This window comes from Streptomyces sp. NPDC017991 (assembly GCF_044328075.1).
GTDB lineage: Bacteria > Actinomycetota > Actinomycetes > Streptomycetales > Streptomycetaceae > Streptomyces.
The window spans coordinates 1042690-1068240 of record NZ_JBIRGP010000001.1 but is presented as its reverse complement, the minus strand read 5'-3'; the positions used below and the strand labels follow the sequence as shown (position 1 = coordinate 1068240).

The 25551-nt window shown below is 70.7% G+C and carries 22 protein-coding genes and 3 pseudogenes; 14 read left to right on the top strand and 11 right to left on the bottom strand.

The features are described 5' to 3' along the window. Positions 1-39 precede the first annotated feature (39 nt). Positions 40-411 (bottom strand): DUF2255 family protein, encoded by a 372-nt coding sequence (locus ACH4DZ_RS04610; protein ID WP_398285420.1) that lies wholly within the window; start codon positions 409-411, stop codon positions 40-42. Positions 412-685: 274 nt separating this feature from the next. On the opposite strand from ACH4DZ_RS04610, the pseudogene ACH4DZ_RS04605 reads away from it, so the two are divergent. Together ACH4DZ_RS04605 and ACH4DZ_RS04600 are read left to right on the top strand one after the other, a co-directional pair. Next, positions 686-985 (top strand): annotated as a pseudogene (locus tag ACH4DZ_RS04605) (helix-turn-helix domain-containing protein); the annotation flags it as partial. A 17-nt stretch (positions 986-1002) separates the two neighbouring features. After that, positions 1003-1820: pseudogene (locus ACH4DZ_RS04600) on the top strand (aldo/keto reductase). A gap of 356 nt (positions 1821-2176) precedes the next feature. Here the strand turns inward: ACH4DZ_RS04600 and ACH4DZ_RS04595 are convergent. Then, a complete protein-coding gene (locus tag ACH4DZ_RS04595) occupies positions 2177-2788 on the bottom strand; it encodes a hypothetical protein (protein ID WP_398285419.1) in 612 nt (203 codons plus the stop codon). A gap of 1548 nt (positions 2789-4336) precedes the next feature. On the opposite strand from ACH4DZ_RS04595, the gene ACH4DZ_RS04590 reads away from it, so the two are divergent. Together ACH4DZ_RS04590 and ACH4DZ_RS04585 are read left to right on the top strand one after the other, a co-directional pair. Then, positions 4337-5131, top strand: a complete 795-nt coding sequence (locus ACH4DZ_RS04590) for a hypothetical protein (RefSeq protein ID WP_398285418.1) — start codon at positions 4337-4339, stop codon at positions 5129-5131. Continuing rightward, positions 5124-5504: pseudogene (locus tag ACH4DZ_RS04585) on the top strand (GntR family transcriptional regulator); the annotation flags it as partial. The gene ACH4DZ_RS04590 and the pseudogene ACH4DZ_RS04585, both read left to right, overlap by 8 nt. A 339-nt stretch (positions 5505-5843) precedes the next feature. Here the strand turns inward: ACH4DZ_RS04585 and ACH4DZ_RS04580 are convergent. Beyond that, a complete protein-coding gene (locus ACH4DZ_RS04580; protein ID WP_398285417.1) occupies positions 5844-6458 on the bottom strand; it encodes a TetR/AcrR family transcriptional regulator in 615 nt (204 codons plus the stop codon). An 86-nt stretch (positions 6459-6544) separates the two neighbouring features. Here ACH4DZ_RS04580 and ACH4DZ_RS04575 point away from each other — a divergent pair, with 86 nt between their 5' ends. The 3 genes from ACH4DZ_RS04575 to ACH4DZ_RS04565 all read left to right on the top strand — a co-directional run bounded on the left by ACH4DZ_RS04575 (position 6545) and on the right by ACH4DZ_RS04565 (position 10197). After that, positions 6545-7372, top strand: coding sequence for a siderophore-interacting protein (locus ACH4DZ_RS04575; RefSeq protein ID WP_398285416.1), 828 nt, complete (start codon positions 6545-6547; stop codon positions 7370-7372). Positions 7373-7383: 11 nt separating this feature from the next. Then, a complete protein-coding gene (locus tag ACH4DZ_RS04570; RefSeq protein ID WP_398285415.1) occupies positions 7384-9561 on the top strand; it encodes a 2Fe-2S iron-sulfur cluster-binding protein in 2178 nt (725 codons plus the stop codon). Positions 9562-9786: 225 nt separating this feature from the next. After that, entirely contained in the window at positions 9787-10197 is a 411-nt protein-coding gene (locus ACH4DZ_RS04565; protein WP_398285414.1) for a MerR family transcriptional regulator, read from the top strand. Between the two features lie 9 nt (positions 10198-10206). Here the strand turns inward: ACH4DZ_RS04565 and ACH4DZ_RS04560 are convergent, their stop codons facing one another. Continuing rightward, entirely contained in the window at positions 10207-10620 is a 414-nt protein-coding gene (locus ACH4DZ_RS04560) for a cupin domain-containing protein (RefSeq protein WP_398285413.1), read from the bottom strand. Positions 10621-10859: 239 nt separating this feature from the next. Between ACH4DZ_RS04560 and ACH4DZ_RS04555 the strand changes: the two genes are divergently transcribed. The 3 genes from ACH4DZ_RS04555 (at position 10860) to ACH4DZ_RS04545 (ending at position 13832) form a co-directional block, all read left to right on the top strand. Continuing rightward, a complete protein-coding gene (locus tag ACH4DZ_RS04555; protein WP_398285479.1) occupies positions 10860-11867 on the top strand; it encodes a helix-turn-helix transcriptional regulator in 1008 nt (335 codons plus the stop codon). An 11-nt stretch (positions 11868-11878) separates the two neighbouring features. Then, a complete protein-coding gene (locus tag ACH4DZ_RS04550) occupies positions 11879-12865 on the top strand; it encodes an aldo/keto reductase (protein ID WP_398285412.1) in 987 nt (328 codons plus the stop codon). 229 nt (positions 12866-13094) lie between these two features. Continuing rightward, positions 13095-13832 (top strand): dienelactone hydrolase family protein, encoded by a 738-nt coding sequence (locus tag ACH4DZ_RS04545; RefSeq protein ID WP_398285411.1) that lies wholly within the window; start codon positions 13095-13097, stop codon positions 13830-13832. Positions 13833-14095: 263 nt separating this feature from the next. Here ACH4DZ_RS04545 and ACH4DZ_RS04540 read toward each other — a convergent pair whose 3' ends face one another. Together ACH4DZ_RS04540 and ACH4DZ_RS04535 are read right to left on the bottom strand one after the other, a co-directional pair. After that, positions 14096-15001, bottom strand: a complete 906-nt coding sequence (locus ACH4DZ_RS04540; protein WP_398285410.1) for a squalene/phytoene synthase family protein — start codon at positions 14999-15001, stop codon at positions 14096-14098. A 155-nt stretch (positions 15002-15156) separates the two neighbouring features. After that, entirely contained in the window at positions 15157-16089 is a 933-nt protein-coding gene (locus ACH4DZ_RS04535) for a lytic polysaccharide monooxygenase (protein ID WP_398285409.1), read from the bottom strand. 319 nt (positions 16090-16408) lie between these two features. Here ACH4DZ_RS04535 and ACH4DZ_RS04530 point away from each other — a divergent pair, with 319 nt between their 5' ends. The 4 genes from ACH4DZ_RS04530 to ACH4DZ_RS04515 all read left to right on the top strand — a co-directional run bounded on the left by ACH4DZ_RS04530 (position 16409) and on the right by ACH4DZ_RS04515 (position 19892). Then, positions 16409-17089, top strand: a complete 681-nt coding sequence (locus ACH4DZ_RS04530) for an ABC transporter permease (protein ID WP_398285408.1) — start codon at positions 16409-16411, stop codon at positions 17087-17089. Beyond that, a complete protein-coding gene (locus ACH4DZ_RS04525; protein WP_398285478.1) occupies positions 17086-17751 on the top strand; it encodes an ABC transporter permease in 666 nt (221 codons plus the stop codon). Before ACH4DZ_RS04530 ends, ACH4DZ_RS04525 begins: the two co-directional genes overlap by 4 nt. A gap of 20 nt (positions 17752-17771) precedes the next feature. Further along, positions 17772-18773 (top strand): ABC transporter substrate-binding protein, encoded by a 1002-nt coding sequence (locus ACH4DZ_RS04520; protein ID WP_398285407.1) that lies wholly within the window; start codon positions 17772-17774, stop codon positions 18771-18773. A gap of 126 nt (positions 18774-18899) precedes the next feature. Continuing rightward, positions 18900-19892: a hypothetical protein gene (locus tag ACH4DZ_RS04515; protein WP_398285406.1), complete on the top strand. Its 993-nt coding sequence runs from the start codon at positions 18900-18902 to the stop codon at positions 19890-19892. Here the strand turns inward: ACH4DZ_RS04515 and ACH4DZ_RS04510 are convergent. The 5 genes from ACH4DZ_RS04510 to ACH4DZ_RS04490 all read right to left on the bottom strand — a co-directional run bounded on the left by ACH4DZ_RS04510 (position 19859) and on the right by ACH4DZ_RS04490 (position 25530). Continuing rightward, entirely contained in the window at positions 19859-21013 is a 1155-nt protein-coding gene (locus ACH4DZ_RS04510; RefSeq protein ID WP_398285405.1) for an ABC transporter ATP-binding protein, read from the bottom strand. The two genes, ACH4DZ_RS04515 and ACH4DZ_RS04510, sit on opposite strands and share 34 nt — an antisense overlap. A 33-nt stretch (positions 21014-21046) precedes the next feature. Then, on the bottom strand, positions 21047-21694 hold the full coding sequence (locus ACH4DZ_RS04505; RefSeq protein WP_398285404.1) for a lactate utilization protein C: 648 nt from the start codon (positions 21692-21694) through the stop codon (positions 21047-21049). Next, positions 21691-23190: a LutB/LldF family L-lactate oxidation iron-sulfur protein gene (locus ACH4DZ_RS04500; RefSeq protein ID WP_398285403.1), complete on the bottom strand. Its 1500-nt coding sequence runs from the start codon at positions 23188-23190 to the stop codon at positions 21691-21693. The genes ACH4DZ_RS04505 and ACH4DZ_RS04500 overlap by 4 nt, the downstream gene beginning before the upstream one ends. Then, positions 23187-23939: a (Fe-S)-binding protein gene (locus ACH4DZ_RS04495; RefSeq protein ID WP_398285402.1), complete on the bottom strand. Its 753-nt coding sequence runs from the start codon at positions 23937-23939 to the stop codon at positions 23187-23189. The genes ACH4DZ_RS04500 and ACH4DZ_RS04495 overlap by 4 nt, the downstream gene beginning before the upstream one ends. A 154-nt stretch (positions 23940-24093) precedes the next feature. Next, positions 24094-25530, bottom strand: coding sequence for a rhamnulokinase family protein (locus ACH4DZ_RS04490; RefSeq protein ID WP_398285477.1), 1437 nt, complete (start codon positions 25528-25530; stop codon positions 24094-24096). Positions 25531-25551: the final 21 nt, after the last annotated feature.

The following is a 25551-nucleotide window of genomic DNA, read 5'->3' as shown; positions in this document are numbered from 1 at the left end:
GGAGCCCCCGATGGTTGCGGGGTTGGTCAGCGTTGCTGGTCAGCGGGGTTCGAGGCGGAGAGTGGAGGCGCGGGCCCGGTCGGTCAGGACGTGCTCGACGATGCGCGTGTAGCGCCCGTACTTCTTCCGGTAGGCGGCATCCACGCCCGGGTAGTCGCCGGGATCGGTTTCGTGGAAGGTGACATCGCTCCGTACGCCCCCGGCTTCGACGCGGCCCTGGTGGCGGGAGCGCGTTCCCTGGTACCACGGGCCGTCAGTGCCTTTGACCGAGCGGACGAACAGCTGGTCGCCGGAGCGGACCACCCACATCGTCACCGGGTCGCGCAGGGTGCCGTCGGACCGTTCGGATGCCAGGTCCAGTTCCTCAGCCGCGGCGATCTTCTCCAGATCCGCGCCGTTCCAGTCCGTCATCGTCGATCCCTTCTGCTGCGCACCAGGTGGTGGGGCGCTGACCAGCCATGTCGCCGTTCATCACGTCCACCGTTCCCCGGAAGTCAGGGGTGCGCCATCGGAACGGGACCGCGGTGCGGGGCGGCGGACGGCCGGGCACGGTGCAACACCACCAACCGTGCCTCCTCGCGGTCGCCGCAGGCAGGCCGGGATGTGCCAGGGGGTGGCCAGCGGGGGTGTGACAGGGCCCCTCTCGCCGCGCATGACACACCGGCGGCAGAGAGAGACTGGCGGTATGGCACCCGAGCAGCACAGCAGCGGCGACGAGCTGGCACGCTTCCTGCGTGCCCGCCGCACCCGGACGAGCCCCCAGTCCGTCGGTCTCACCCCCGGTCCCGGCGTGCGCCGCACGCCGGGACTGCGCCGCGAGGAGCTGGCCACGCTCGCCGGGGTCAGCATCGACTACTACACCCGTATGGAACGGGGTAAGGAATCCCGTCCCAGCCCGGCGGTGATCGATGCGCTCGCCCGCGCCCTGCAGCTCGACGACGCCGAGCAGGAGCACCTGCGCGACCTCGTCGTCCGCGCCGCCCGCTGAACAACGGCGTCGAGATGCCCCTCCTCGGTTTCGGCGTCTACCAGATCCCCGCCGAGGACACTGAGCGCGCCGTCTCCGACGCACTCGCCGCCGGCTACCGCCTGCTGGACACCGCCGCCGCGTACGGCAACGAAGAGGCCGTCGGCGGGGCCGTCAAGTCCAGCGGCATCGCCCGCGAAGACCTGTTCGTCACCACCAAACTCTGGGTGCAGGACGCGCCCGCCGAGGACAACACCAAGCGCGCCTTCGAGACGTCGCTGACCAAGCTCGGCCTGGACCACCTCGACCTGTACCTGATGCACCAGCCCTTCGGTGACGCCCACGGCCAGTGGCGTGCCATGGAAGCCTGAACCGCGAGGGGCTGACCAAGGCGATCGGTGTCGCCAACTTCTACCCCGACCGGCTGATCGACCTGATCGTCAACAACGAGATCACCCCGGCGGTCAATCAGATCGAGACGCACCCGTTCTTCCAGCGCGCCGACTACCAGGGCCTGATGCGTGAGCACGGCGTGCGGATCCAGTCCTGGGGCGGCTTCGCGGAAGGCAGGAGCGACCTGTTCACCAACCCGCTCCTTGCCGAGCTCGGCAACGAGTACGACAAGTCGGTGGCCCAGGTCGTGCTGCGTCGGCTCACCCAGCGCGATGTCATCGCCATCCCCAAGTCGGTGCGTGCCGAGCGCATGGCGGAGAACCTCGACGTCTTCGACTTCCAGCTCACCGACGCACAGATGGCACAGATCGCCGCCCTCGACGCCGGCGCCTCACTGTTCTTCGATCACCACGACCCCGAGATCGTCGCTGGGCTCGCCAAGCGCCGCCTCGACGCCTGACGCGCGTCCGCGCGGGGGCGAGCGACGGGCCGCGCCAACTGAACGGCGCGAAGGACATTGCCTCCGGCCGTCGCTACCAAGCGCGTGCCGCCTGCCGACCCCTCACGCCTCCTCGGCCTGGCCTGACCGCGAAGTGGACGTCACTAGACCACGTCGAAGCCCTGAGAGCCGTCGCAGCGTGACTTCCGGCTTTGATCTTGGCCAGGCGGGCTGTCTCGCAACGTCATCGCGTGGAACGGCGCTTCGGCGTTCGTGGGCTGTTTTCCGCCGGCTCCCTGGGCAGCTCAGGGGTCGACCGGGTCCGGCGTATGCGTTCTCGGCGTTTTCTCAGGCCGAGAACGCGAGGTAACGCCGCCTCAGATCGTCGGGGTGTCGTCAACGATCGGCCGGTGAATTTCCACGACCGGCTTCCACCCCTCGGAGAACTCGATGAAGTCCGCACGGGTGGGGTAGGTGTCGATCGCGCGACGGTCACGCTTGGGGCTGTCGCCGCCTCCCTTGCGTCCTCGGGGAATCTGCTCCTCGAAGATGTCGACCTTCACGTCGGGAACCTCCTTGAGGCCCTGGCGCCAGATCTGCACGACGTCGGCGCCGAACGCCTGCCGGGCCGCAGCGTAAAGGGCCGTGAGGGCCCCCTTGTCCCCACCAGGGACGAAAAGTGTCAGGTCCAGCACGACACCGGCGGACTGGAGGACCTCGATGGTCACCGAGCCCTTTTCGTCGGCCAAGTAGATTCCGGCTTCGTTCTCGTCGTCAGGAAGGCAGGAAACCTCTTCCTGGAATACGGTTCTCGCCGTGACCGAGCCGCCCTCGAAATCCTCACCTGACTTGGTCAGAAAAGCAGGGACATAGCAGTCGGGAATCTTAAGTTCTGCCGTGCCGGCGGAAACGAAGATCCTGTCCTTCACGCCGAGTTTCGTCACCTCTTCCAGTGAGAGGCGGCGAGCGGCGATCTTCTCCGTGTTCACGATTTCCCTTTCAGGTTGCACTGTCCCTGCGAGCAAGGACGCTACCACGAAACCCCGAGGTCAACTGCCCAGTAAACCCTGGGCACATGGCCTCCCGCGACCCGCGCGGGAGGATGCCGAAGCAGTGCCATTCGGCCGGGAACACGCATCCGTCACACAGTGGCCCTCGTCATGGTGTTGGGGATCAACTGACGGTTGCATTTCGGTGCTTTGGGTAGCACAGGGGAACTAAAGCAGCGCTTACGATTAATATCACCCATATCCCCTCCGGCGAGGTGGCGGCGAGGTGGCGGCGAGGTAAGGCGAACCATTCGCCCCATTCGAGGTGCATCTCGACGAGCGCAGCGGAAACCGGCCGGATGGTTCGACGACGCGACAACGGAGACCCCTACCGGCGAGATCTGGATGGAGCGCCCACCGGACGTCGCGTACTGGCGAGCCCTCTTCGGCCAGGACTTCGGCGTAGTCGGCTGACGCCCGGTTGCTGACGTCATATGCGGTCACCAGCCTCACCAGCTTTACCAGCCTCACCAGCCTCACCGGCGGGCAGGCCGGCCCGGCTCGGCTCGCCCGGCTGATCCGAGGGCACTGGACCGTCGAGGGCCTGCACCACGTCAGGTACGTAACCTTCGCCGAGGACGCCTCCCGGCTGCGGATCGGAAACGCCCCCAGAGCGACGGCCACCCGCAGAAACCGCACGATCGGAGCTCTCTGCCCGACCGGCGCACGCAACGTCGCCTCCGGCCTCCGACGGGCAGCCCGAAACCAAACCCGGCCCCTTGCCCCGCGGGTGCGGACGCCGAACAGCCCGTACTGCACAGGCTGCTGTCAGTAGATGCAAAGGGCGCGCGGACAATGGCAATGGCTATGCACATGGCTGACGCACCAAAGCCGTCATCACCTTGGAGAGGCAACGCTGCAATTGCTCAGTCTCTCCAGCTGCTGCTGTACATCGATTTCGGCGAGGGTGGACATCCCGTCGTGATGACCCTCGCAGCTCGACGGGCTTTTTTGATCGCTTCTGGGCATGCCATCTTCCTGTTCGGATCCGTCGCCCGAAAGGGTGGAGGCCTTTACCCCTCTGCAACAAACGATTCAGCTATACGATCAACCCGACATCCAGAACTTTGGCGGGTGCGGGTCGGCAGCGGCACGTCCCGGTACTCGCCGGCCTTGAGGTGCTTGAGGCGTGCGTACTGGACGGCGCCGTTGCGCAGCCCGCAGCCGCTCATCAGATCCGCGATCAGCCGGAGGTGTCGTCACCGGCCGTACCCGGCCGTACGTGGTGGAAGGCATCCACCCGGACTCGACGGCCTGCTTCCCGGCGGCGGCGTGGTCGCAGGGCCCCGTCTGACGTCCCGGGCGTCACGGGGTCCGGGACGTCGGGCCCTTGCGGACGCTCAAGTCCCGGCCCTGCTCCGGCCCGACCTGGGCCCGTCCGGCCGCAACCGTCCGGCACCCGTCTTGTATCGAGCGTTTGACACAACACTCCGGCAGACGCCATCTTGTATCCATCGCTTGGTACAAGATAATTCGGGGGATCTCCAGATGCTTGACACCGTCCCGCTGCAGTCCCGGATCCTCGACCATGCCGACCACTACGCCCGTTGGTCCGGTCTGGCCATCGGGATCGTGGCCGCACAGCATCTGATCACGATGAACAGCGGTGACATCGCGCTGCCCCTGGTGTTCGCCATCACCGCTTTCGGGCTGTGCGCGGTGGGCGGTGTGCTGCTCGGCGACGCACTCACCCTGCCTCCCCAGGAAGCGGTACGCACCGCGAGTCTCGCTCCGCGCCTGATCCGCGACCAGGTGCCCCCGCGGATGGCACCCCTGCTTCTTTTGCAGGCGGCGTTCCTCGTGGTCCTGTTGGTGATCGGCGCGGTCACGGCATCCTCCGTCGTCGACCGGCCCGACAGAGCGGGGAGCGTCATCAACGTCACCTGCGAAGGGATGCGAACATCCCTCGGCCCCTGGCCGGGCCTGTACTACAGCGGCCCGATGTTCGCCGCGCTCGCGGTGGCGACCCCGGTCTGCGTCTGGGCCCTGCGCCGCATCGCCGACGGCACGGGCGACGCACAGCAGCGCCGCGACCGCGCGTGGGCCATCACCGGAGCCTGGGGGCTGCTGGTGTCCAGCCAGGTGCTGCTCGTCGTGCTGATGCTCTTCGTCGCGCTCACGGACAAGGCCTGCGCCGGCCCGCTGGGCGCTGCCACCCTCTTGGCGATCTGCCCCCTGGGCCTGCTGGGCATGTTCTGCTTCGGCTGGTCCCTGGCCACCGTGGTGGCGCCCAGGGCGGTCGACGACGAGGCGGCCTACGAGGGGACTTCCGGCGATGAGTGACCCCGTAGTCCGCGTCGACACCACCGGCCAGGTGCCGCCGTACGAGCAGATCCGCGCCCAGTTGGCCGCGCTGATCCGCACCGGCCGGCTGGCCGAGGGGGAGCGGTTGCCGACCGTGCGCCAACTCGCCACCGACCTCGGGCTGGCGCCGGGCACGGTGGCCCGCGCCTACCGAGAACTGGAGGCCGTCGAGCTGATCCGCACCCGCCGTGGCGCGGGCACCAGGGTCGCACCGCTGCCGCCGGACGCGTACGCGCACGATGCCGGCCGACTCGCCACGCTGGCGCGGGACTTCACCTCGGCCGCCCGAGCGCTCGGCGCCGAGAGCGAGGACATCCTTACCGCCGTCCGTGACGCCCTGGAGCCCGGATCGCCTTCCTCTCCACCCGCACCCGGAAGCGGAACACGTGGCCACAGGACGGCGGGTGTCACACCGGCGGTTCAGCGGCTGCCCCGGGGCGCGGCACGGTGAGGGCGGCGGCGTACGACCCGTTGTAGCGGCGTACGACCCGTCGTAGGGGCCGGCCCGCGCTGGAGACCACGCCGAAGCCGGAGCCGGAGCCGGAGCCGCAGCCGAAGCCGAAGCAGTGGCCGCCCCTCCGGCACACGCTCGGAACGCGGGACCCCCCTAGCCGTTCGCGATGCGCCGTGTCCTGACCGTCACGACCCTCACCCCGCTCACTCCCCTCCCTCACCCCTCCCTCACCCCGTTTCACCCCGCGAGATATCGAGTGATCATGGCGGCCAGTTCCCTCTCCAGTCGCTCGACCTGTGGAGAGTGCGGGCTCGCCATGTGCTTGTGGGTGTTCATCTCCACCGTACCCACGACGAGTTCCGCGGCCATGTCGAGATCCTCCACCCGGACGTCCGGATGCCGGGCGAGCACGTCGCGTACCTGTTTCACCCGCGCCTTGCCGTGCCGTTCCATCGTTTCGATCAGTTCGCTGGAGACCGGCGCTTCCTCGATCATCATCCGCAGGAGTTGCGGGTCGTCGCGATGGTGGTCGATCGCGTCGCGGACCAGCGCCAGCACCGTCTCCTTCAGGCTGCCGGGGCTCAGGTCCAGCTCTTCGGCCCCCGTCCAGCCACCGACGTCGATGTGACGGACCAGCAGCTTGGCGAGGATGGCGTCCTTGTTCGGGAAGTACTGGTACAGCGAGCCGATGGACACGCGGGCGTGTTCGGCGATGCGGTTGGTGGTGCCGGCGGCGTAGCCGTACTCGGCGAAAACGTGAGCAGCGGCGCTGAGGATGCGCTCACGGGTGAGTTCGGCGCGCACCTGCCGAGGCGTACGACGTGGGGTGAGACGGCGTTCGTCGGAGGGCATCCGGTGATCCTTTGAGGCGGTCGAAAGCGAGTAGCCAAAAGTTGAGCTTTTGCTCAGAATAATGCCATGACCTGCGCAAACAATCGATGCCAAGTAATCGGGGCGCGTCCGTGATCCCCCAGGTGAGTATTCCCCGCGAACGCAAGGCGATCACCTTGGAAGTGCGGCGGCGCGAGCTGCTCACACCCGGCTTCGCCGGCGTCACGCTCGGCGGCCCCGGCGTGCGGGACCTCGTCCCGGGAGGCGGCGATCAAGCTGTTCGTCTCTTCTTCGCCAGGGAGGGGCAGAGCGAACTGAGGATGCCGACCGCCTCGAACGAGGCGGCGTGGATGGTCCAGGTGATGCTCATGCCCAGAGCGGCCCGCCCATGGGTGCGCAACCTGACCGTCCGGCGGCTGCGGCCCGCGGAGCAGGAGATCGACATCGAGTTCGCCCTGCACGGCGACTCGCCCATGAGTGCGTGGGTGCGCCGGGTCCGGCCGGGCGACCAGGCCGGGATCTACGACCTGGGGACCAGGTACCGGCCGCCCGCACATGCCCGGGGGCGGCTGCTGGTGGGTGACGACAGCGCGCTGCCGGCCATTCTGGCGATCCTGGAGGGCGACCCGGACCCGGTGCCCACCGAGGTCTTCGTGGAAGTGGCGACCGCGGCCGACGTCCGGCCCGTGCCCGCGCGGGCCGGTGTGCGCTTCCACTGGCTCAGCCGCGACGACGAGAGCCTGCGGCCCGGTGTACGCGCGCTTGAGGCGATCCGCGACGCCGAACTGCCCCAAGGCCCCCTTTACGCGTGGGTGGCCGGCGAGTCCCGGCTGGCCACCGGCGTCCGGCGGCACCTGGCCGACGACCGCGGCGTACCCAAGCGGGACATCTTCTTCCACGGCTACTGGCGACTGGGCCGGTCCACCCCCGGCTGAAAAGGACTCCCATGCAGCAGCACACACTCCGGCCGGACTCCGTGCGCCGGCTCTCGTCCGCGGCCGAGGTCGAGGCGGTCGTCGGCCGCCCGGCCGCGATAGTCCTGCGCAAGCAGATCGGCGTCCTCGACGCGGGCTGCCGCGACGTCCTGGCCCACAGCCCGGTCGCGGCCCTCGGCCACCGGGACGCCGACGGCACCGCCCGGACCACCTTCGTCGGCGGGGCGCCCGGTTTCGCGCGCGTCCACTCCCCGAAGCGGTTCTCCTTCCCCGTTCCCGGGCCCGCCGTCGCGCACGGTCCGGTCTCGCTGTTCTTCCTGCTGCCCGGTGTGGGCGAGGTGCTGCGCGTCAACGGCACCGCGTCCGACCTCAAGGGCGGGGAGACAGCCGTGGACGTCACCGAGGCGTACGTGCACTGCGCGCAGGCCGTGATCCGGTCCGGCCTGTGGGAACCGCCCGCCCCGTTCCGGGCGGCCGAGCCGGTACCGGGCGAGGGCCCGCTGACCGGCCCCGGCGTGAGCGACTTCCTGGCCGCCTCACCCTTTCTGGCCCTCTCCACCTGGGACACGGACAACGGCAGTGACACCAGCCCGCGCGGGGATCGGCAGGCGGTCGCCCGCATCCTGGACGGCCGCACCCTGGTCCTCGCGGACCGCAGGGGAAACAAACGCGCGGACACCCTGTACAACCTCCTGCAGGACGACCGGCTGTCGCTCGCCGCGCTCGTCCCCGGCCGCAGCGGCGTGCTGCACCTCCACGGGCGAGGCACGATCACCGACGACGCCGGCCTGCTGGGGACGATGGCTCTGCGTGGGGCACCCCCGCATCTCGCCCTCCTCATCGACGTGGAGCACGCCGAGGTGAGCGGCAACGACGCGGTGTCCGGCGCGCGGCTGTGGACGCCCGACGGACGGACCGGTCAGGGCTCAGCACCCGACATGATGGCCCTGGGCGGCGCCCACCTGGCCGCCAACTCGGCCGAGTCCGGGAGCAGATCGGCATGGCTGATCAAGCTCGTCACCTCCCTTCCCGGGGTGAGCCGGCTCCTGCGAAAGGTCGCCGACCGCGCCTACGTCTCCGGACTGCGCAAAGAGGGTTACGACGGCGTTCGCGCCCCCGCTGCCGCACAACGCGGCGACGCCACACAGGACGCCCTCCAAGTCGAGGCGGTCGAGAGCCCGTTGCGGCCTGTGCGGGTCCGCGAGATACGCCGGGAGACACCCACCGCCCGAACCCTGGTCCTTGAGGACGTGGATGGTCGGGCCGAGCGGTTCGACTTCCGTCCCGGACAATTCTTCACGCTGGTCACGGACTTGGAGGGTCACCCGGTACGGCGTGCCTACTCGGCCTCCTCGGTCCCCGGCGCGACACAACTGGAACTCACCGTCAAGCACGTGGAGGGCGGTCGCTTCTCGTCGCACGCCCACCGCGGTCTGCGTCCCGGGGACCGCCTCGCGGTACGCGGCCCCTCCGGCACCTTCCACGCCCCGGCGCAGGCCCCTGACGAGCTGGTGCTCATCGCGGCGGGCAGCGGCATCACCCCCATGATGAGCATGATCCGAACCCGCCTCTCCGATCCTGCGGCGACCGGCAGGATCCATCTGCTCTACAGCAGCCGGAATCCCGAAGACATCATCTACGGCGACGAGTTGACGCGTATGGAGAAGGACTGTCCGGACCGGCTGACGGTCACCCACGTCCTCACCCGCCGCGACGGCCGGCTCGACACCGAGGGCGTCCGCCGATGGGTGACCGGCCTGTCCCTGTCCGTCGGCGCACACCACTTTGTCTGCGGCCCCGAGGCGCTGATGGACACCGTCCAGGACGTCCTGCGGCAGCTCGGCGTGCCGGACGAACGCATGCACCAGGAACGCTTCAGCGGTGGCGTGGCCGCTCCCGCCGCCGCGGCACCCCAGGAGATGAGAGTCGAGAAGGAGGGGAGCCTCGTCGGGGCCACCGTGGTCGAGCCCGGCCAGACACTGCTCGACGCCGGTCTCGCCGCGGGACTGCGTATGCCGTACTCCTGCACGGTCGGCAGCTGCGGCGAGTGCATGGCGCGGCTCCGCGGCGGAGAGGTCACGCAGCCCGAGCACACCTGCCTCACTCCGGAGCAGAAGGCCGAGGGCTACGTACTGACGTGCGTCGGTTGTCCCCTCTCGAAGGTGACGCTCGACATCAGCGAGACGTAGCCGACAGCACCGCCGGTGTACATCGCGTACGTGAGTCGTCGGCGGTCATCTCGCGTGGGACGACCACCGCCTGCGGCCCGGACGGCCCCGGTGACCCGGCGCCGGCCGGTGGGTGCCGAGGTCGGCCGGTGCCAGGAGGGGTAGGTCGTCTTTTCGTGCGTCGTGTGCGTACCGTGGAACTCGACGTGAGTGTAGGAATCAAGCGGAAATGATGTGGTCTGCGTCATGCGCATCGGAGAGCTGGCCCGGCGCACGGGCGTCAGTGAACGGTCGCTGCGGTACTACGAGCAGGAGGGCCTGCTGACCGCGGAGCGGACACCGGGCGGACACCGGGACTACACGGAGCCGGCGGTGGCCCGGGTGCGGCGGATCCAGGAGCTCTACTCGGCCGGCCTGTGCAGCTCGAAGATCGTGCGACTGCTGCCCTGTGTGTACGACAGCGACAGCGGACCGGCGGAGACGGCCGACGCGTGCCTGGTGAGCGAGCTGACGGTGGAGCGGGCCCGCATCGACCGCATGATCGAGGACCTGCGGCGCTCCCGCTCCCTGCTGGACGCCATCATCGCCACCGCCACCGCCACCGCCACCGCCACCGCGTCCCCGGGTCGGGAGCGCCGCACGCCTCGACCACGGTGAAGCGGGCCGTCAGCGGCCGGTGCCTTCCAGGGCGGCGGTGTACTGCCCCTCGGTGACGGGCTCCAGCCAGGTGGTCCCGTCCCCGCCGCCGTCGCCGACGACCATCGCGATGTGGGCCATCAGGGTGGTGTCGGTGGCGCCGTGCCAGTGCTCCTCGCCGGCCGGGCACTTGACCGTCTCACCGGCGCTGACGCGCACTACGCCTCCGTCGCGGGTGCCGACCAGGCCCACGCCGTCGGTGACGTACAGGACCTGTCCCTTGGCGTGGGAGTGCCAGTTGCTACGCGCGCCGGGGGTGAACCGCACCAGCGCGGCCGCCAGGTGGGCGGGCTCGGCGGGTGCCTCGATCATGTTGAGGTGGACGTCACCGGTGAAGCGCTCGGCCGGGGCCTTGAGGGTGGGGGTTTCCGCGATGTGTTCCACGACTGTCTTCCTCGATCCGAAGAGGGTGGGCATTTCTCGGGGGATATGGCGCGGGCGGTTCCGGTGGTCAGGAGGCCCGCTCGTCGGCGATCTTCTTCAGCTGGTCAGGCACCCCAAGAGGTGCCCCGCAGCGGCGCGGCCCTACCGGCATCGAGGAAACAGCAGGTCAGGCGGGCGTGGCAGGCACGGTCGTCACAGGTACCAACAGGACCCCCCTCATCCGGGCCGACCGGCCTAGCCTGGAACGCGTGAGCACCGAGAGCGACATCCGCGAGTTCCTGGCCTCCCGCCGCGCGAAGATCACCCCGCAGCAGGCCGGACTGCCCGCCTACGGCGGCAACCGGCGGGTGCCCGGTCTGCGGCGCGAGGAAGTCGCCCTCCTCGCCGGGGTCAGCATCGACTACTACGTCCGTCTGGAGCGCGGCCACCTCGCCGGCGCCTCGGAGGGCGTCCTGGACTCCGTCGCGAACGCGCTCCAACTGGACGACGCCGAACGCGCCCACCTCTACGACCTGGCCCGTGCCGCCGCCAAACGGCCCGCCCGCCGCACCCGGCGCGCCCGCGGCCCTCTGCCGGACAGCGTCCTGCGCGTCCTCGACGCCATGACCGACTCCCCGGCCTTCATCCGCAACGGCCGCCTCGACATCCTCGCCGTGAACCGCCTCGGCCGCGCCCTCTACAGCCCTCTCTACAGCCCTCGCTACGCGGGCAAGGAGCAGCGTATCCACGGGGCGAAGGGGGAGCACACGGTCAACATCGCCCGCTTCCAGTTCCTCGACCCCGCCGGGAGCGACTTCTTCCCGGACTGGGAGGAGTCCGTGAACACCACCGTGTCCCTGCTGCGCACCGAGGCGGGGCGCGCTCCGGGCGACAGCGAGCTGACCGCACTGATCGGGGAACTCGTCACCCGCAGCGAGGAGTTCCGCACCGCCTGGGCCAAGCACAACGTGCGCCTGCACCACACCGGCCGCAAGGCCTTCCGGCATCCCGCCGTCGGTGAGCTCACCCTCGACTTCGACGCCATGCAGCTGCCCGCCCAGCCCGGCCTCACCCTGACCGCCTACAGCGCCGCACCCCACACCCCGGCCCATGACGCGCTCAAGCTTCTCGCGGCCTGGGCGGCCACCGAGGAGGCATCCACTCCCGCCGAGGAGGGATCCGCGACCGCTGAGGACGGATCGGCAACCGCTGAGGACGCATCCGCTGCCGCCGGGGACGGACCGGCGACCGCTATGGACACCGCATAAGGAGCCGCACGATGCACACCCGCACCCTCGGCCAAGGCCTGCAGGTCTCGGCGATCGGCCTCGGCTGCATGGGCATGTCCCAGAGCTACGGCCCCAACCCCGGCGACCGCGCGGACATGATCGGCGTGCTCCGTGCCGCCGTCGACCGGGGCATCACCTTCTTCGACACCGCCGAGGTCTACGGCCCCTACGTCAACGAGGAACTCGTCGGTGAAGCCCTGGCTCCGGTGCGCGACCAGGTCGTCCTCGCGACCAAGTTCGGCTGGCGTATCGAGGACGGTACGTCGGTCGGGCTCGACAGCCGCCCGGAGCAGATCAAGCGTGTCGCGGACGCCTCGCTGCGCCGCCTGCGCACGGACACGATCGACCTCTTCCACCAGCACCGGGTCGACCCGGACGTCCCGATCGAGGACGTCGCCGGGGCGGTCGCGGAACTCGTACAGGCGGGCAAGGTACGCCACTTCGGTCTGTCCGAGGCGGGCGCGGCGACCATCCGCCGGGCGCACGCCGTCCACCCCGTGACCGCCGTCCAGAGCGAGTACTCCCTGTGGACCCGCGACCCCGAGCCCGAGGTGCTGCCCACGCTCGCCGAACTCGGCATCGGATTCGTGCCGTTCAGCCCGCTCGGCAAGGGCTTCCTCACCGGCACCGTGGACACCACGACGGCGTTCACCGAGGGCGACATCCGCACCACCATCCCGCGGTTCCACGAGGACAACCTCGCCGCCAACCAGGCCCTCGTCGACCACGTCGCCGCGCTCGCCCGGGCCCGCGGGGCCACGCCGGGTCAGGTCGCGTTGGCCTGGCTGCTCGCCCAGCATCCCTGGATCGCCCCGATCCCCGGTACCCGCCGGGTGGAACGCCTGGAGGAGAACGCGGGCGCGACCCAAGTCGCCCTGTCCGCCGACGACATCGCGGACCTCGACGCCACGGCGGCCCGTATCGGCGTGCACGGCGACCGCTACAACCCCATGCACCTGGGACTCGTCGGCAGGTGAGACGGCCTCCGCCGATGCCGACGGGTTCGCGCGAAACCGCCGACGGGTTCGCGCGAAAACCCGTTGGCGGACCAATGCGGTCACTGCTACTTTTCCGGAGGCCGTGCGAGAGAACGAGGAGGTGGTACCCGTGACATCACTGTCGACGTGGGTGCTCTCCTCCGGAGTCACGGTCGGGCGATAGGTCGTCCGGGAGCGCCGTTCAGCAGCACTCCCGAAAGGCCCGACCATGCGTGACACGACCCTGCGTTTCACTTCCGAGCAGCGCCTCGACGACGGCGTCCTCGCACGCGAATTCACCCTCGGCGAGATCCCCGGCACTCTCTGGACGCCCGAATCCGCCGCACCCGCCCCGCTGATCCTGATGGCCCACAACAACGGCCTGCCCAAGAGGGACGCCCGGCTGGTGGCCCGGGCCCGGTACTCCGCGGCGCGCGGCTACGCGGTGGCCTCCATCGACGCCGCCGGGTGCGGTGACCGGCCCCGTTCCGCCGCCGACGAACAGGCCCGCGCCGACCTCCGCCGGGCGATGCAAGCCGGCGAGCCGGTCGACGGGATCTTCGAGTCCGTTGTCGGTCCGCTGGTCGAGAAGGCGGCCCCGGAATGGCGGACCACCCTGGACGCCCTCCTTTCGCTGCCCGGGATCGGCGGCCCGGTCGGGTACTCGGGGTGGACCGCCCTCGGTATCCGGCTGGCGGCGGCCGAACCGCGCATCACGGCCGCCGGCTTCTTCGCCGGGGGATACGTGCCCCACACCCAGCGCGAGGAGGCCCGGCAGATCACCGTCCCACTGCTGCTCCTGCTGCAGTGGGACGACGAAGGGAACCCCCGGCAGCGGGCCCTGGACCTGTTCGAGGCCTTCGGCAGCAAGGAGAAGACACTGCACGCCAACCTCGGCGGGCACACCGGCACCCCGTGGTTCGAGCTGGAGGACGGGGGCCGGTTCTTCGACCGACACCTGAAGTGAGTCCGGGCTGTCCCGCCGCCGTCGGCGGGCGGTAGGCGGCGTTGCCCTGCCACGATTGCGGCACCGGAGAACGAGTCACGCCCCACCGTCGCTGGTCCTCGCGGTCGCGCCGTCCGGCTACGGGCGTGCGCGGCTGCGGGTCCGTCGTGGCTGGGCGCGCAGTTCCCCGCGCCCCTGAAAGGCGGCGGCCGGTTCGGCAGGTGCAGGTGCAGGTACGGCACCGGGCGTCCGTGGCCGCGGGGCCGCCGTGGGTGGCCGCGCCGCTAGAAAGCGCCGACGGGCTCGGGGCGGCGGGTCAGCAGGCGTAGACATGCCACCGGGCGGTCGCGCACGGGGCGGCGGGTGACCGTGGCGCCTCGGGTCGTCACCGATTCCAGGCGCTGGTGGTGCAGGTCCAGGATGAAGCGCATCAGCCGCCGGTGTTCGTCCGAGCAGTGGTCGAGCAGCACGCCCGCCTCCCGGAGCGTGGCGCGCGCGGTGCGGGCGGTGGCCGCCACCAGCGCGCGCACGCCGGGCAGGTCGCGGCCCCGCTCCAGATCCTCGCGCGTGATGTCGTACCGGTCGAGATCGCTGACGGGCAGGTACAGACGCCCGCCGCGCAGATCCTCGTGCAGGTCGGTCAGGATGTCCGTCCGCTGTGCCGCGTCGGCGAACAGCCGGCAGGCGGCGGCGAACTCGGAGCTGCCGCCACCCTGATGGGCCAGACCCGAGGTGATCATCAGGAACGGCCAGGTGAGCTGTTCCACATACCGCTGGTAGTCGGCCTCGGTGGCGAAACCGGGGAAGTCGAGGTCGATCCGCGCGCCGTCCAGATACGAGTCGACCCACCGGCGTGGCAGCTCACGAGCGGCCGCCGTGTGCAGGAACGCGCGCAGCAGCGGGTGCTCGGCGCTTCCCGAGCCCAGCGCCGTACGCACCTGCTCGTCCCACGCGTCGTAACGCCGGGTGCGTTCCTCGACCGTGCCCCGGTCGCAGACGTCGTCGGTGTAGGAGGCGAACGCGTAACCGGCGAGGACATGGGGCTGATGGTCCGCGGGCACCATCAGGCGCACCGCCAGGTAGCCGGCCGGCTCCCGCCGCCGCATGAACCGCGCCGCCTTCAGGTAGTCGTCGCGCAGCGCACCTTGGCTCACCCCGGCCGCTTCCAGACTCTTCCGCCAGGTCCGCACGTTCCGCTCTCCTGAGACTGCCGGTCGTCAACCACCGAAGCGACGCACGCTACCAGTCACGTGATCTTCGGCCGACGGCAGGTCCGGACGGCAGACCCAAGCCGGGCGTCCCGACGGCATACCCAAGCCGGGCGTCCGGACGGCAGGTCCGTGCGTCAGCGGCGCCTGCGCAGCGTGTACGCGGCGCCCGCCGTGATCAGGAGCCCCGCCGCGCCGCCCGCGACGAGGGGCAGGGCCGGGGCCCGGTCGTCCTCGTCGGACGTGGCGGAGGAGACCGCCTCGCCGGGATCGCTGGTCACCGTCTCCGACGGCTGCGGGGGAGCGCCGGCCACATCGGCCGGGGACTTCGAGGGGGAGGGGGCGGCGCTGGTCTCCGCCGCCGCGGACTTCGTCGGCGACGCGACCGGCTCGCGCGTCGCGGAACCGGCGGAACCGGCCGACTTGTCAGCGCGCTTCGCGGCGGGGAAGACCACGTCCGAGCACGAGTAGTACGTGTCCGGCGTACTCGTGTTCTGCCAGATCGTGTACAGCAGATGGCGTCCGGTGCGGTCGGACGGCAGCTCGGCCTTGATCCGGTAGGCGCCGTTCACCAGCGCCGGATCGGTGGCCGTCGCGAACGGCCGGCTCGGCAGGTCGGACCACTTGAGCGGCTTCGTCGGGTCGTAGCCGTCCTTCGTCAGGAACAGCTTGAACGTTCCTGTGTGCGGGATCGTCGACTTGTAGGTGAGCGTCATGCTCGCCCCGGCGGTGAGCCGGGTCGAGGGCCAGTCGGCGCGGGCCAGGTCCAGGCCCCGGTAGGCGGCGAGGCCCCCGCTGCACAGCTTGCCGTCGGGGACGACCTGCCGGTCCCGGCCGCCGACCCCCGCCAGCCGCAGGTTGTCGAAGACGGCGACACCGGAGGCGGTGGCGGCCCGGCAGGCCGCCGACCGGGCCTGCTGCCCGCCCTCGGCGGAGCAGGCGACCACCCGGCTGACCGGATACGTCGGCGCTCCGTGCGCGGCGGCGGGCCCGGCGGCCCCCACCGCGAGCAGGAGCGGGGCCGTCCCGACGAGGACGACGAGGGCGGCGGTGCGGGGTGCGGTCGTCATGGGCGGGATTCCTCCTGGGACGGCGGACCGGGGAAGCCCGCTGTCCCTGAAGTACGGGAGAGGCGCGAGGGGCGTTCAACTCCCGCCCTGCGGGCACCTCCAGCCACGGGCACCCCTTCCTGACGGGCACCCCCTCCTACGAGCACCACCAGGCACCACCCGCCCGGTCACTCACGTCCCGGCAACCCCCGTACGGGTCAGCACCGCGCGCCGTCCGCCGCCCGCCCCGCTGGAATGGACCCGTGACCGGGTTCGTGACCTGGTTCGTGCCCGGCCTCGTGGCAGGACTCATGACAGGAAACGTGACAGGACTGGACCCGTGACCGCGCCCCCGGACGACTGCCTCGCCCGCAACGAGTGGATCTGCGGCGACTACCTGAGCACCCGCCGCCACATCCTCCTCGACGCGGTCGGCCAGCACCTCCAGCTGACAGTGCTCTCCGTCCTCATCGGCCTGGCGATCGCCCTGCCCCTGGCCGTACTGGCCCGCCGCTGGGGCTGGGCCGCGGGTCCGGTGCTCGCCGTCACGACCGTCCTCTACACGATCCCGTCGCTGGCGATGTTCTCGCTGCTCCTGCCGGTCTACGGGCTCTCGGCGGCCCTGGTCGTCGCCGGCCTCGTCCTCTACTCCCTGACCCTGCTCGTACGGAACATCCTGGCCGGGCTCAGGGCCGTACCCGAGGACACCCGGCAGGCGGCCCGCGGCATGGGATACGGGCCGGTGCGCCTGCTCCTCACCGTGGAACTGCCGCTCGCCCTGCCCGCGGCCATGGCGGGGCTCAGGATCGCCACCGTCTCGGCGGTCTCGCTCGCCACGGTCGGCGCGATCGTCGGCTTCGGAGGGCTCGGCAACCTCATCTACTCGGGGATGAACACCTACTTCAAGGCCCAGGTCCTCACCGCGTCCGTGCTGTGCGTGGTCATCGCGGTCGCCGCCGACCTGCTGCTGCTCGGGATCCAGTGGCTGATCACCCCCTGGACGAGAGCGAGGCGCGGATGAACACCCTCACCGACGCCTGGAACTGGCTCACGGACTCCGCGCACTGGGCGGGTGACGACGGCGTCTGGCACCGGCTCGGCCAACATCTCGTCCTGACCGTCGTCTGCCTCGTCATCAGCTGTCTGATCGCACTGCCCGTCGCCCTCGTCCTCGGCCACCTCGGCAGGGGCGGCGCGCTGGCCGTCAACATCTCGAACGTCGGCCGGGCCGTCCCCACCTTCGCGGTGCTGGTCCTGCTGCTGCTCACCCCCATCGGCGACTGGGGCGAAGGCCCCACCGTCGTCGCGCTCGTCCTGTTCGCCGTACCGCCCCTGCTCACCAACGCGTACGTCGGGATGCGCGAGGTCGACCGTGACGTCGTGCGGGCGGCCCGCGGCATGGGGATGACCGGCCGGCAGATGCTGTGGCGGGTCGAGGCACCGCTCGCGCTGCCGATGATCATGGGCGGGGTCCGCATCGCGGCCGTACAGCTCGTGGCCACCGCCACGATCGCCGCGCTGGCGGGCGGTGGCGGACTCGGCCGGATCATCACCGCCGGGTTCAACCTGGCGAGTACGCCGCAGGTCGTCGCCGGGGCCGTTCTCGTGGCCGTCTTCGCCCTGCTCGTCGAAGCGGTCTTCGAGGCGGCCGAGCGGCTGTTGCCCCGACGGGGCACACGATGAGCACGGGGCCCGCGAGGAGGATGGGGACCGCGAGGAGGAGAGGGCACACGGTGAGGAGAGGGCACACGGGGAGAAGGCGCGGGGCCCTCGCCGCCCTGTTCCTCTCGGTTCTGCTGCTCCTGCCGACCGGCTGCGCCTCCGGCCCCTCCCTGGAGAACCAGGGCGAGGTCACCGCACCGCCCGGCGACAGCAGGAACCTCACCATCGGATCGGCCGGCTTCACCGAGAGCGACCTGCTGGCCACCATGTACGGGCTGCTGCTGAACCAGGCCGGCTACAAGACGTCGACGCTCACCGTCGCCAACCGCGAACTGTACGAACCCGCCCTGGAGTCGGGGCAGATCGACGTCGTCGCCGAGTACGCGGCGACCTTCGCGGACTGGCTGAACGCCAAGACACACGGTGCGAACGCCCCGGCCGTCGGCTCGCCCGACCTGGACGCCACGATGGCCGCGCTGCGGAAGCTGGCCGCGCCCCGCGGGCTCACCGTCCTCGACCCCGGCAGGGCCGTCGACCAGAACGCCTTCGCCGTGACCCGGGCCTTCGCCCGCGAGCACGGTCTGAGGACACTCAGCGACTTGGGGGAGTCCGGCGTGGAAGTGCGACTCGCGGCGGGTGACGAGTGCGTACAACGGCCGTACTGCGAACCGGGGTTGAAGAAGACGTACGGCATCGACATCACCGGTGTGGACCCCAAGGGCGTCGGCACGACGCAGGCGAAACGGGCCGTGCAGAACGGCCAGGACCAGCTGGTGCTGACCACCACGACGGACGCGACCCTCGACGACTTCGGCCTGGTCCTGCTCACGGACGACAAGCACCTGCAGAACGCGGACTACATCGTGCCGGTGGTCAACCGCTCGCGGGCGGGCGGCAAGGGCGTCGCGACGGCTCTCGGCAAGCTCAACGGGGTGCTGACGACACGGGACCTGGCGGCCATGAACCAGCAGGTGGACAGCTGGCGCCGACTGCCCGAGGACGTGGCCCGGACGTATCTGCGGGAGAACGGACTGCTCCCGTAGCAAGGCCGTGACGACTGTGGCCGTACTGGTGCGGCGGAACGGCTTCCGGCGCGGCCCTCGTGTCGGTACACGTCTTACATGGACAACGGGGGACACCGCCCGACGAGGCGGGAAAAGTTATGCGAAATGGTGGTGGGGGCGGTCACGCTCGAAACGCCCAGGCTGCTGAGCGAAGTGGATTCCGTGGCCTGCGACGGCTACCAGAAGCTGGGCAGGTCGTTCCCGAAACAGCAGCTGGAACTGCAGCGGCTGTACGGGGTTTCCCAGCGGGCCTTCGAGAGGGAGACCAGGATCTCGCTGATGGCCACGGTGGAGTACGCGCTGCGCAGTGCGCTCGCCTCTCCGCAACTCGACGAGAAGCAGCGCAGCTCCAGCCTGGAGGACTACCTGGACAAGGAGATCGCCGGCATCAGGGCCAGGGTCCGCCAGGACAGGGCGGTGGCCATCAGCCGAGGGCTCAACGTCGGGCTCTCCAGCGGGCTGCTGCTCAGTCTCGTGCTGCTCAGCCTGCCGCTGATGGCGGGCGCGTGGGGGTGGCCAGGGGACGTGGGAATCACCCTGAACTGCAGTGACCGCTGGACGCTCCTGGGTGTCTTCCTGAGCGGTGGCGCCGGGGCGTTCGGCGCGGTCTTCAGCGTGCTGGCGCGGCTGCGCAACAGCGGGGACGAACTGACCCGTCGCAGGGCCAACGGACACAGCGCGGCCGTCGTGCCGGGCCAGATGTCGCGGAGCATGCGGCACGAGGGCGTCTACCGCGTGGTCGTCGGCTGGGTCCTCGGGATCGCCGTGTTCCTGTTGCTGAGCGCCGAGTTCGCCCAGGTGATCGACGTACCGGTCGCCACCGGCGACATCTGCGGTGGCCAGGAGGCGGCGAGCACCTCGTTCTGGGTGTTCTGGTGCGCCATCGGCTTCCTGTCGGGCTTCAACGAACGCTGGACCTTCGGACTGCTGAACCGCTCGTCCCGTTCGTACGGCACGAACAGCGCGGACGGCAGCGACAGCGGGGACAGCAGGCACAGCGGGGACAGCAGGCACGGCAGGGACGACGCGGCGGCCAGTACCGACAGCGGCAGGAGGGCCGGGTCTCAGGCGTCCGCCACCGAGTCGAAGTCCACCTGACCGCGCGGCACACCGAGCGCGTCCGCGTCCACCGAGCGGCGCAGCGCCTCGTGCAGTTTCGCCGGGGTCAGTACGCCGAGGAAGCGCGCCCCGTCGAGCACGGCCACCCACCCGGCGTCGTGCTGGAGCATCACGCCGAAGGCCTGCTTGAGCGGGGCGCCCACCGCGACCCAGGACTTCATGCGATGGACGAGGGCGGCCACCGTGCCGCCCTCGGCCAGTTCCTCGACACCCACCCAGCCGTGCAGATCGCCGTCCGCGTCCAGGACGACCGCCCAGCGCGCGCCCTGCGCGCGCAGCCGGTCGGCGGCCCGGTCGGCGCTCTCGTCGAGGCGCACGACGGGCGGCTGCTCCAGGTCGTCGGGCTCGATCTCGGTGACCGACAGCCGCTTCAGGCCCCGGTCGGCGCCCACGAACCCGGCCACGTACGGGGTCGCCGGGGTGCCCAGCACCGCCCCGGGCGTGTCGTACTGCTCGATGCGGCCCTGCCCGTACACGGCGATGCGGTCGCCGAGCCGGACGGCCTCCTCGATGTCGTGCGTGACCAGCAGCACCGTCTTGCGCACGGCCGCCTGCATGCGCAGGAACTCGTCCTGCAACTGTTCGCGCACCACCGGGTCGACCGCCCCGAAGGGCTCGTCCATCAGCAGCACGGGCGGGTCGACGGCCAGGGCCCGCGCCACGCCGACACGCTGGCGCTGACCGCCGGAGAGCTGGTCCGGGTAGCGGGGGCCGAACGTCTTCGGGTCCAGCCCGACCAGGTCGAGCAGTTCGGCGGCCCGCGCCCGGGCCTTGGCCTTCTTCCAGCCGACGAGGGCGGGCACGGTCGCCGTGTTGTCGAGGACCGTCCGGTGCGGAAAGAGGCCCACCTGCTGGATGACGTAACCGATCCGCCGGCGCAGCCGCACCGGGTCGACCTTCGCGATGTCCTCGCCGTCGACGAGGATCCGGCCCGAGGTCGGTTCGATGAGCCGGTTGACCATCATCATGGTCGTCGTCTTGCCGCAGCCGGACGGGCCCACGAGCGTGACGAGTTCGCCCTTCGACACCTCGAAGGAGAGCCCGTCCACAGCGGTCGTGCCGTCCGGATAGCGCTTGGTGACCTGTTCGAACCGGATCATGCCTTCACGCTAACCGTGTCGGTCACTCCCCGCTCACTCTCCGCTCACCAGCACCACCTCCAGGGTGCGGGGACCGTGCACCCCCTCGACGCGGTCGAGTTCGATGTCGCTGGTGGCGGACGGACCCGAGATCCAGGTCAGCGGGCGGGCCGGGTCGAGGCGCTCCAGGCCCTGGGGCACGGAGGACACCACCTGGTCGGGCACGCGGACGACGCAGATGTGGTGGTCCGGGACCAGGGTGATCCGGCGGCGCCCTTGGTCCGGGCTCCCGTCCAGCACGAGGGTGCCGGTCTCGGCGATGGCGACGGCACACGCCGTGACGACGCTGTCGACCCGGTCCAGTTCGTCCGGGGTGTTCGCGGCGCTGTCGGGCACCTGGGTGACCTCCGTGGCCGCGAGCCACCCGGGGTCGAGGCCCGCCGGTACGGAGACCGCCGCCGAACCCCGCTCGGACAGCAGCCGGGCGATCGTCCCCGCCAGCTCACCGGCCGTGCAGCGGTGCACGAGCGCCCGGTAGTCCGCCAGGTTCTCGGCCAGCAGGTCCACCGTCTCGGCGACACTCCGGTGCCCGTGCTCGCGCAGATACGGGCGCGCGAAGGCCTGGTCGTACGGCGTGTCGTCCTGTGGCACATCGGCCAGCGCGCGCCGCACCCGGGCCAGGATCAGATCCCTGCTGCTCACTTCGAGGTGTCCTTTCCGCCCTGGGGCCGCTTTCCGCCCTGGGTCCGCTGCCACCAGTCGCGGAACGGCTCCGCCGGAACCGCCGGCAGCGACCGCGTCTCGCTCCACGCCTTGCCGGGTCCGGGCAGTGTCCGCGGGTGGAAGCGGCGCGTGCGGGACGCCAGCCGCTGGCCCGTGCGCAGCGCGCCCGGATGGCTGAACGCCCACCGCGCGGCCCGCATCGCCGCACGCTCGGCGGCATGCCCCTTCGCGGGCTTGAGTATGACCTTGGCGCCCTCGCGGGTCACGGCACCGCCCTGCACGACCCGTTCCCGCAGATGCACCAGCACCTCCGGGATGTCGATCGCCACCGGGCACACGTCGTAGCAGGCGCCGCACAGCGAGGACGCGTACGGGAGTGAGGCGTCGATCTCGCTCTCGGTGCCCCGCAGTTGGGGGCTGAGGATGGCGCCGATCGGGCCAGGGTAGACCGAGCCGTACGCGTGGCCGCCCGCCCGCTCGTACACCGGGCACACATTGAGACACGCCGAGCAGCGGATGCAGCGCAGGGCCTGCCGGCCCACCTCGTCGGCCAGCGTGTCGGTGCGCCCGTTGTCGATGAGGACCAGATGGAAGGTCTGCGGCCCGTCCTCGTCCGTGGTGCCCGTCCAGGTCGAGGTGTACGGGTTCATGCGCTCGGCCGTCGAGGAGCGGGGGAGGGTCTGGAGGAAGACCTCCAGGTCCTGCCAGGTCGGCACGATCTTCTCGATGCCGACCACCGAGATCAGTGTCTTCGGCAGGGTCAGGCACATCCGGCCGTTGCCCTCGGACTCCACCACGACCAGGGTGCCGGTCTCGGCGACCATGAAGTTGGCGCCGGAGACGCCGACCTTGGCGCGCAGGAACTTCTCGCGCAGGTGCAGACGGGCCGCGTCGGCCAGTTCGGCGGGCGTGTCGGTCAGGCCCTCGGGCGCGGGGCGGCCCCACTCGCTCATCTCGCGCGCGAAGATGTCGCGGATCTCCCCGCGGTTGCGGTGGATGGCCGGGACGAGGATGTGCGAGGGCCGGTCCTTGCCCAACTGCACGATCAGCTCGGCGAGATCGGTCTCGTAGGCGTTGATGCCCTCGGCTTCGAGCGCCTCGTTCAGCCCGATCTCCTGCGTGGCCATCGACTTGACCTTGACGACCTCGCTCTCACCGGTCGCCCGCACGAGGTACGTGACGATCCGGTTGGCCTCGTCCGCGTCGGCGGCCCAGTGCACGGTGCCGCCCGCCGCCGTGACCGACTCCTCCAACTGCACGAGATAGCGGTCGAGATGACGGAGTGTGTGGTCCTTGATCTGCTTGCCGGCCTCGCGCAGCTCGGCCCAGTCGGAGACCTCCGCGACCGCGTTCGCGCGCTTGGCTCGGATGGTGTGCGTCGCGTGCCGCAGGTTGCCGCGCAGGGTCTGGTTGTGGACGGCCTCGTGCGCGGCCTTCGGAAAGGTCGGCATACCGACGAAAGTGCCACCGCTCATACCCGCTCCTCCTCCGTGCTCGCCAGGATCTCCGCGATGTGTACCGGCCGCATGCCCGTCCTGAGCCGGGTCATGGTGCCGCCGATGTGCATGAGACAGGAGTTGTCGGCGGCGCACAGCACGTCGGCGCCCGTCGACTCGGCGTTGCGGACCTTGTCGGCCCCCATGGCCGCCGAGACGTCGGAGTTCTTGAGGGCGAAGGTGCCGCCGAAGCCGCAGCACTCGTCGGAGCCCGGCAGCTCCTTCAGCTCAAGTCCCCTGACGGACTGGAGCAGTCGGCGCGGCCGGTCGCCCAGACCGAGACTGCGCAGACCGTGGCAGGTGGGGTGGTACGTGACGGTGTGCGGGTAGTACGCGCCCACGTCGGTCACCTTGAGCACGTCCACCAGGAACTCGGTCAGCTCGTACGTCTTCGGCACGACCGGTGCGAGGGTGGTGGCGAGGCCGTCACCGCGGCCCTCCGCGCGGGCCCGTTCGCCCATCCGGGGGTACAGCTCGCGCACCATCGCGCCGCACGACCCGGACGGGGTCACGATCGCGTCGTACTCGCCGAACACATCGGAGAAGTGCCGGGCCAGAGGTTCGGCCTCGTGGCGGTATCCGGTGTTGTAGTGCGCCTGCCCGCAGCAGGTCTGAGCCATCGGGAAGTCGACGTCGACGCCCAGCCTGGTCAGCAGTTTCACGACGGCTCGGCCGGTGTCCGGATAGAGCGTGTCGTTGACACAGGTCAGGAACAGGGCGACACGCATCGCGGCTCCTTGGGGTTGTACGTCGGATGGATGCACCGTACGCGGCGTTCAGCTGTGCCGGAACGAGGTGCGTTGTCGAGTGCCGGTCCGTCGTGGCTGGCCGCGCAGTTCCCCGCGCCCCTTGGGGCACGCCCAGGCCGACGCGAGTTTGATGTCATCGGCCGCTCAGCCGGGCTTCGGCCGCCTGCCATACCGCTGTGGTGCCCTGCGGCTCGTAGCGGGTCAACGGTTGTGTACGGGTGAGCAGTTGGCGCATCTTGGTGCGGTCGCCCACCTGGCCGTTCGACCGGGCCTGTACCAGGACGTTGCCCAGGGCCGCCGCCTCGGGCGGGCCCGCCACGACCGGAAGGCCGCAGGCGTCGGCCGTGAGGCGGCACAGCAGGGCGTTGCGGGCGCCGCCACCGACGATGTGGACGACGTCCACCGGGTGGTCGGCCAGTTCCCGCGCCTGGAGGACCGCCCGGCGGTGGGCGACGGCGAGCGAGTCGAGGATGCACCGGGTGATCTCGGCGCGCGACCCGGGAACGGGCTGCCCCGACTCACGGCAGGCGTCGGCGATCCGTGACGGCATCCGGCCGGGGGCCAGGAACGCCGCGTCTCCCGCGTCCACGACGGACCGCAGCGCGGGCACCTCGGCCGCGGCGGACAGCAGTTCGCCCAGGTCGGCGTTCCCCCACTCCCGCAGGCACTCCTGGAGCAGCCACAGGCCCATGATGTTCCGCAGGTAGCGGACCGTGCCGTCCAGCCCCAGCTCGTTGGTGAAGTTCGCCGCGCGGCTCGCCTCGGTGAGGACGGGCGCCGTCAGCTCCAGGCCCACCAGCGACCAGGTACCGGTGCAGATGTACGCGAACCGCTCGTCCACGGCCGGCACGGCGGCCACCGCGGAGGCGGTGTCGTGGGAACCGACGGTGGTCACCGGGACGGGCCCCGTCAGCCCGGTCTCCTCCAGCACGCCCGGCCGCAGCAGACCGGCCGGGTCCCCGGGCCGCCGCAGCGGCGCGAACAGCTCCAGGTCGATGCCGAGACGCGCCGCGAGGTCGTACGACCAGTCACCCGTGCGCGGGTCGATCAGCTGGGTGGTGGAGGCGTTGGTCAGCTCGGTGCCGGCCTCGCCCGTCAGCCAGTACGTCAGCAGATCCGGGATGAGCAACAGGCGCTTGGCGTGCGCCAGTTGGGCGGAGGAGCCGGCCGCCACCAGCTGGTACAGCGTGTTGAAGGGGGCGTACTGGAGACCGGTGGCCGCGTAGAGGTCGGCGGCGGGCACGGTGGCCCACACCTTCTCCGCGACACCTTGTGTGCGGGTGTCGCGGTAGTGCACCGGGTTGCCGAGCAGCGCCCCGTCGGCGTCGAGCAGGCCGTAGTCCACGGCCCAGCTGTCGATGCCGACCGAGTCGACGTGCCCGGCCGCGCGCAGCCCGTCGAGCACCCCCGCGTACAGGGAGAGGATGTCCCAGCGCAGGCCCTCGGGCGTACGTACCGGCCGGTTCGGGAAGCGGTGGGCCTCCGTCAGCTCCAGCGAGTCGGGGCCGACGCGGCCGACCATGACGCGTCCGCTGGACGCGCCGAGGTCGACCGCGGCGTACGACTTCACAGCCGGTTCCCGGGTGAGGTC

What these genes read in the sequence shown, in the direction of transcription:
- ACH4DZ_RS04495 (WP_398285402.1), bottom strand. Translation starts at nt 23,939, where the DNA reads ATGCGTGTCGCCCTGTTCCTGACCTGTGTCAACGACACGCTCTATCCG.
- ACH4DZ_RS04515 (WP_398285406.1), top strand. Translation starts at nt 18,900, where the DNA reads ATGGTGGTGGGGGCGGTCACGCTCGAAACGCCCAGGCTGCTGAGCGAA.
- ACH4DZ_RS04565 (WP_398285414.1), top strand. Translation starts at nt 9,787, where the DNA reads ATGCGCATCGGAGAGCTGGCCCGGCGCACGGGCGTCAGTGAACGGTCG.
- ACH4DZ_RS04510 (WP_398285405.1), bottom strand. Translation starts at nt 21,013, where the DNA reads ATGATCCGGTTCGAACAGGTCACCAAGCGCTATCCGGACGGCACGACC.
- ACH4DZ_RS04580 (WP_398285417.1), bottom strand. Translation starts at nt 6,458, where the DNA reads ATGCCCTCCGACGAACGCCGTCTCACCCCACGTCGTACGCCTCGGCAG.
- ACH4DZ_RS04590 (WP_398285418.1), top strand. Translation starts at nt 4,337, where the DNA reads ATGCTTGACACCGTCCCGCTGCAGTCCCGGATCCTCGACCATGCCGAC.
- ACH4DZ_RS04520 (WP_398285407.1), top strand. Translation starts at nt 17,772, where the DNA reads ATGGGGACCGCGAGGAGGAGAGGGCACACGGTGAGGAGAGGGCACACG.
- ACH4DZ_RS04545 (WP_398285411.1), top strand. Translation starts at nt 13,095, where the DNA reads ATGCGTGACACGACCCTGCGTTTCACTTCCGAGCAGCGCCTCGACGAC.
- ACH4DZ_RS04570 (WP_398285415.1), top strand. Translation starts at nt 7,384, where the DNA reads ATGCAGCAGCACACACTCCGGCCGGACTCCGTGCGCCGGCTCTCGTCC.
- ACH4DZ_RS04550 (WP_398285412.1), top strand. Translation starts at nt 11,879, where the DNA reads ATGCACACCCGCACCCTCGGCCAAGGCCTGCAGGTCTCGGCGATCGGC.
- ACH4DZ_RS04610 (WP_398285420.1), bottom strand. Translation starts at nt 411, where the DNA reads ATGACGGACTGGAACGGCGCGGATCTGGAGAAGATCGCCGCGGCTGAG.
- ACH4DZ_RS04535 (WP_398285409.1), bottom strand. Translation starts at nt 16,089, where the DNA reads ATGACGACCGCACCCCGCACCGCCGCCCTCGTCGTCCTCGTCGGGACG.
- ACH4DZ_RS04525 (WP_398285478.1), top strand. Translation starts at nt 17,086, where the DNA reads ATGAACACCCTCACCGACGCCTGGAACTGGCTCACGGACTCCGCGCAC.
- ACH4DZ_RS04500 (WP_398285403.1), bottom strand. Translation starts at nt 23,190, where the DNA reads ATGAGCGGTGGCACTTTCGTCGGTATGCCGACCTTTCCGAAGGCCGCG.
- ACH4DZ_RS04575 (WP_398285416.1), top strand. Translation starts at nt 6,545, where the DNA reads ATGCCAAGTAATCGGGGCGCGTCCGTGATCCCCCAGGTGAGTATTCCC.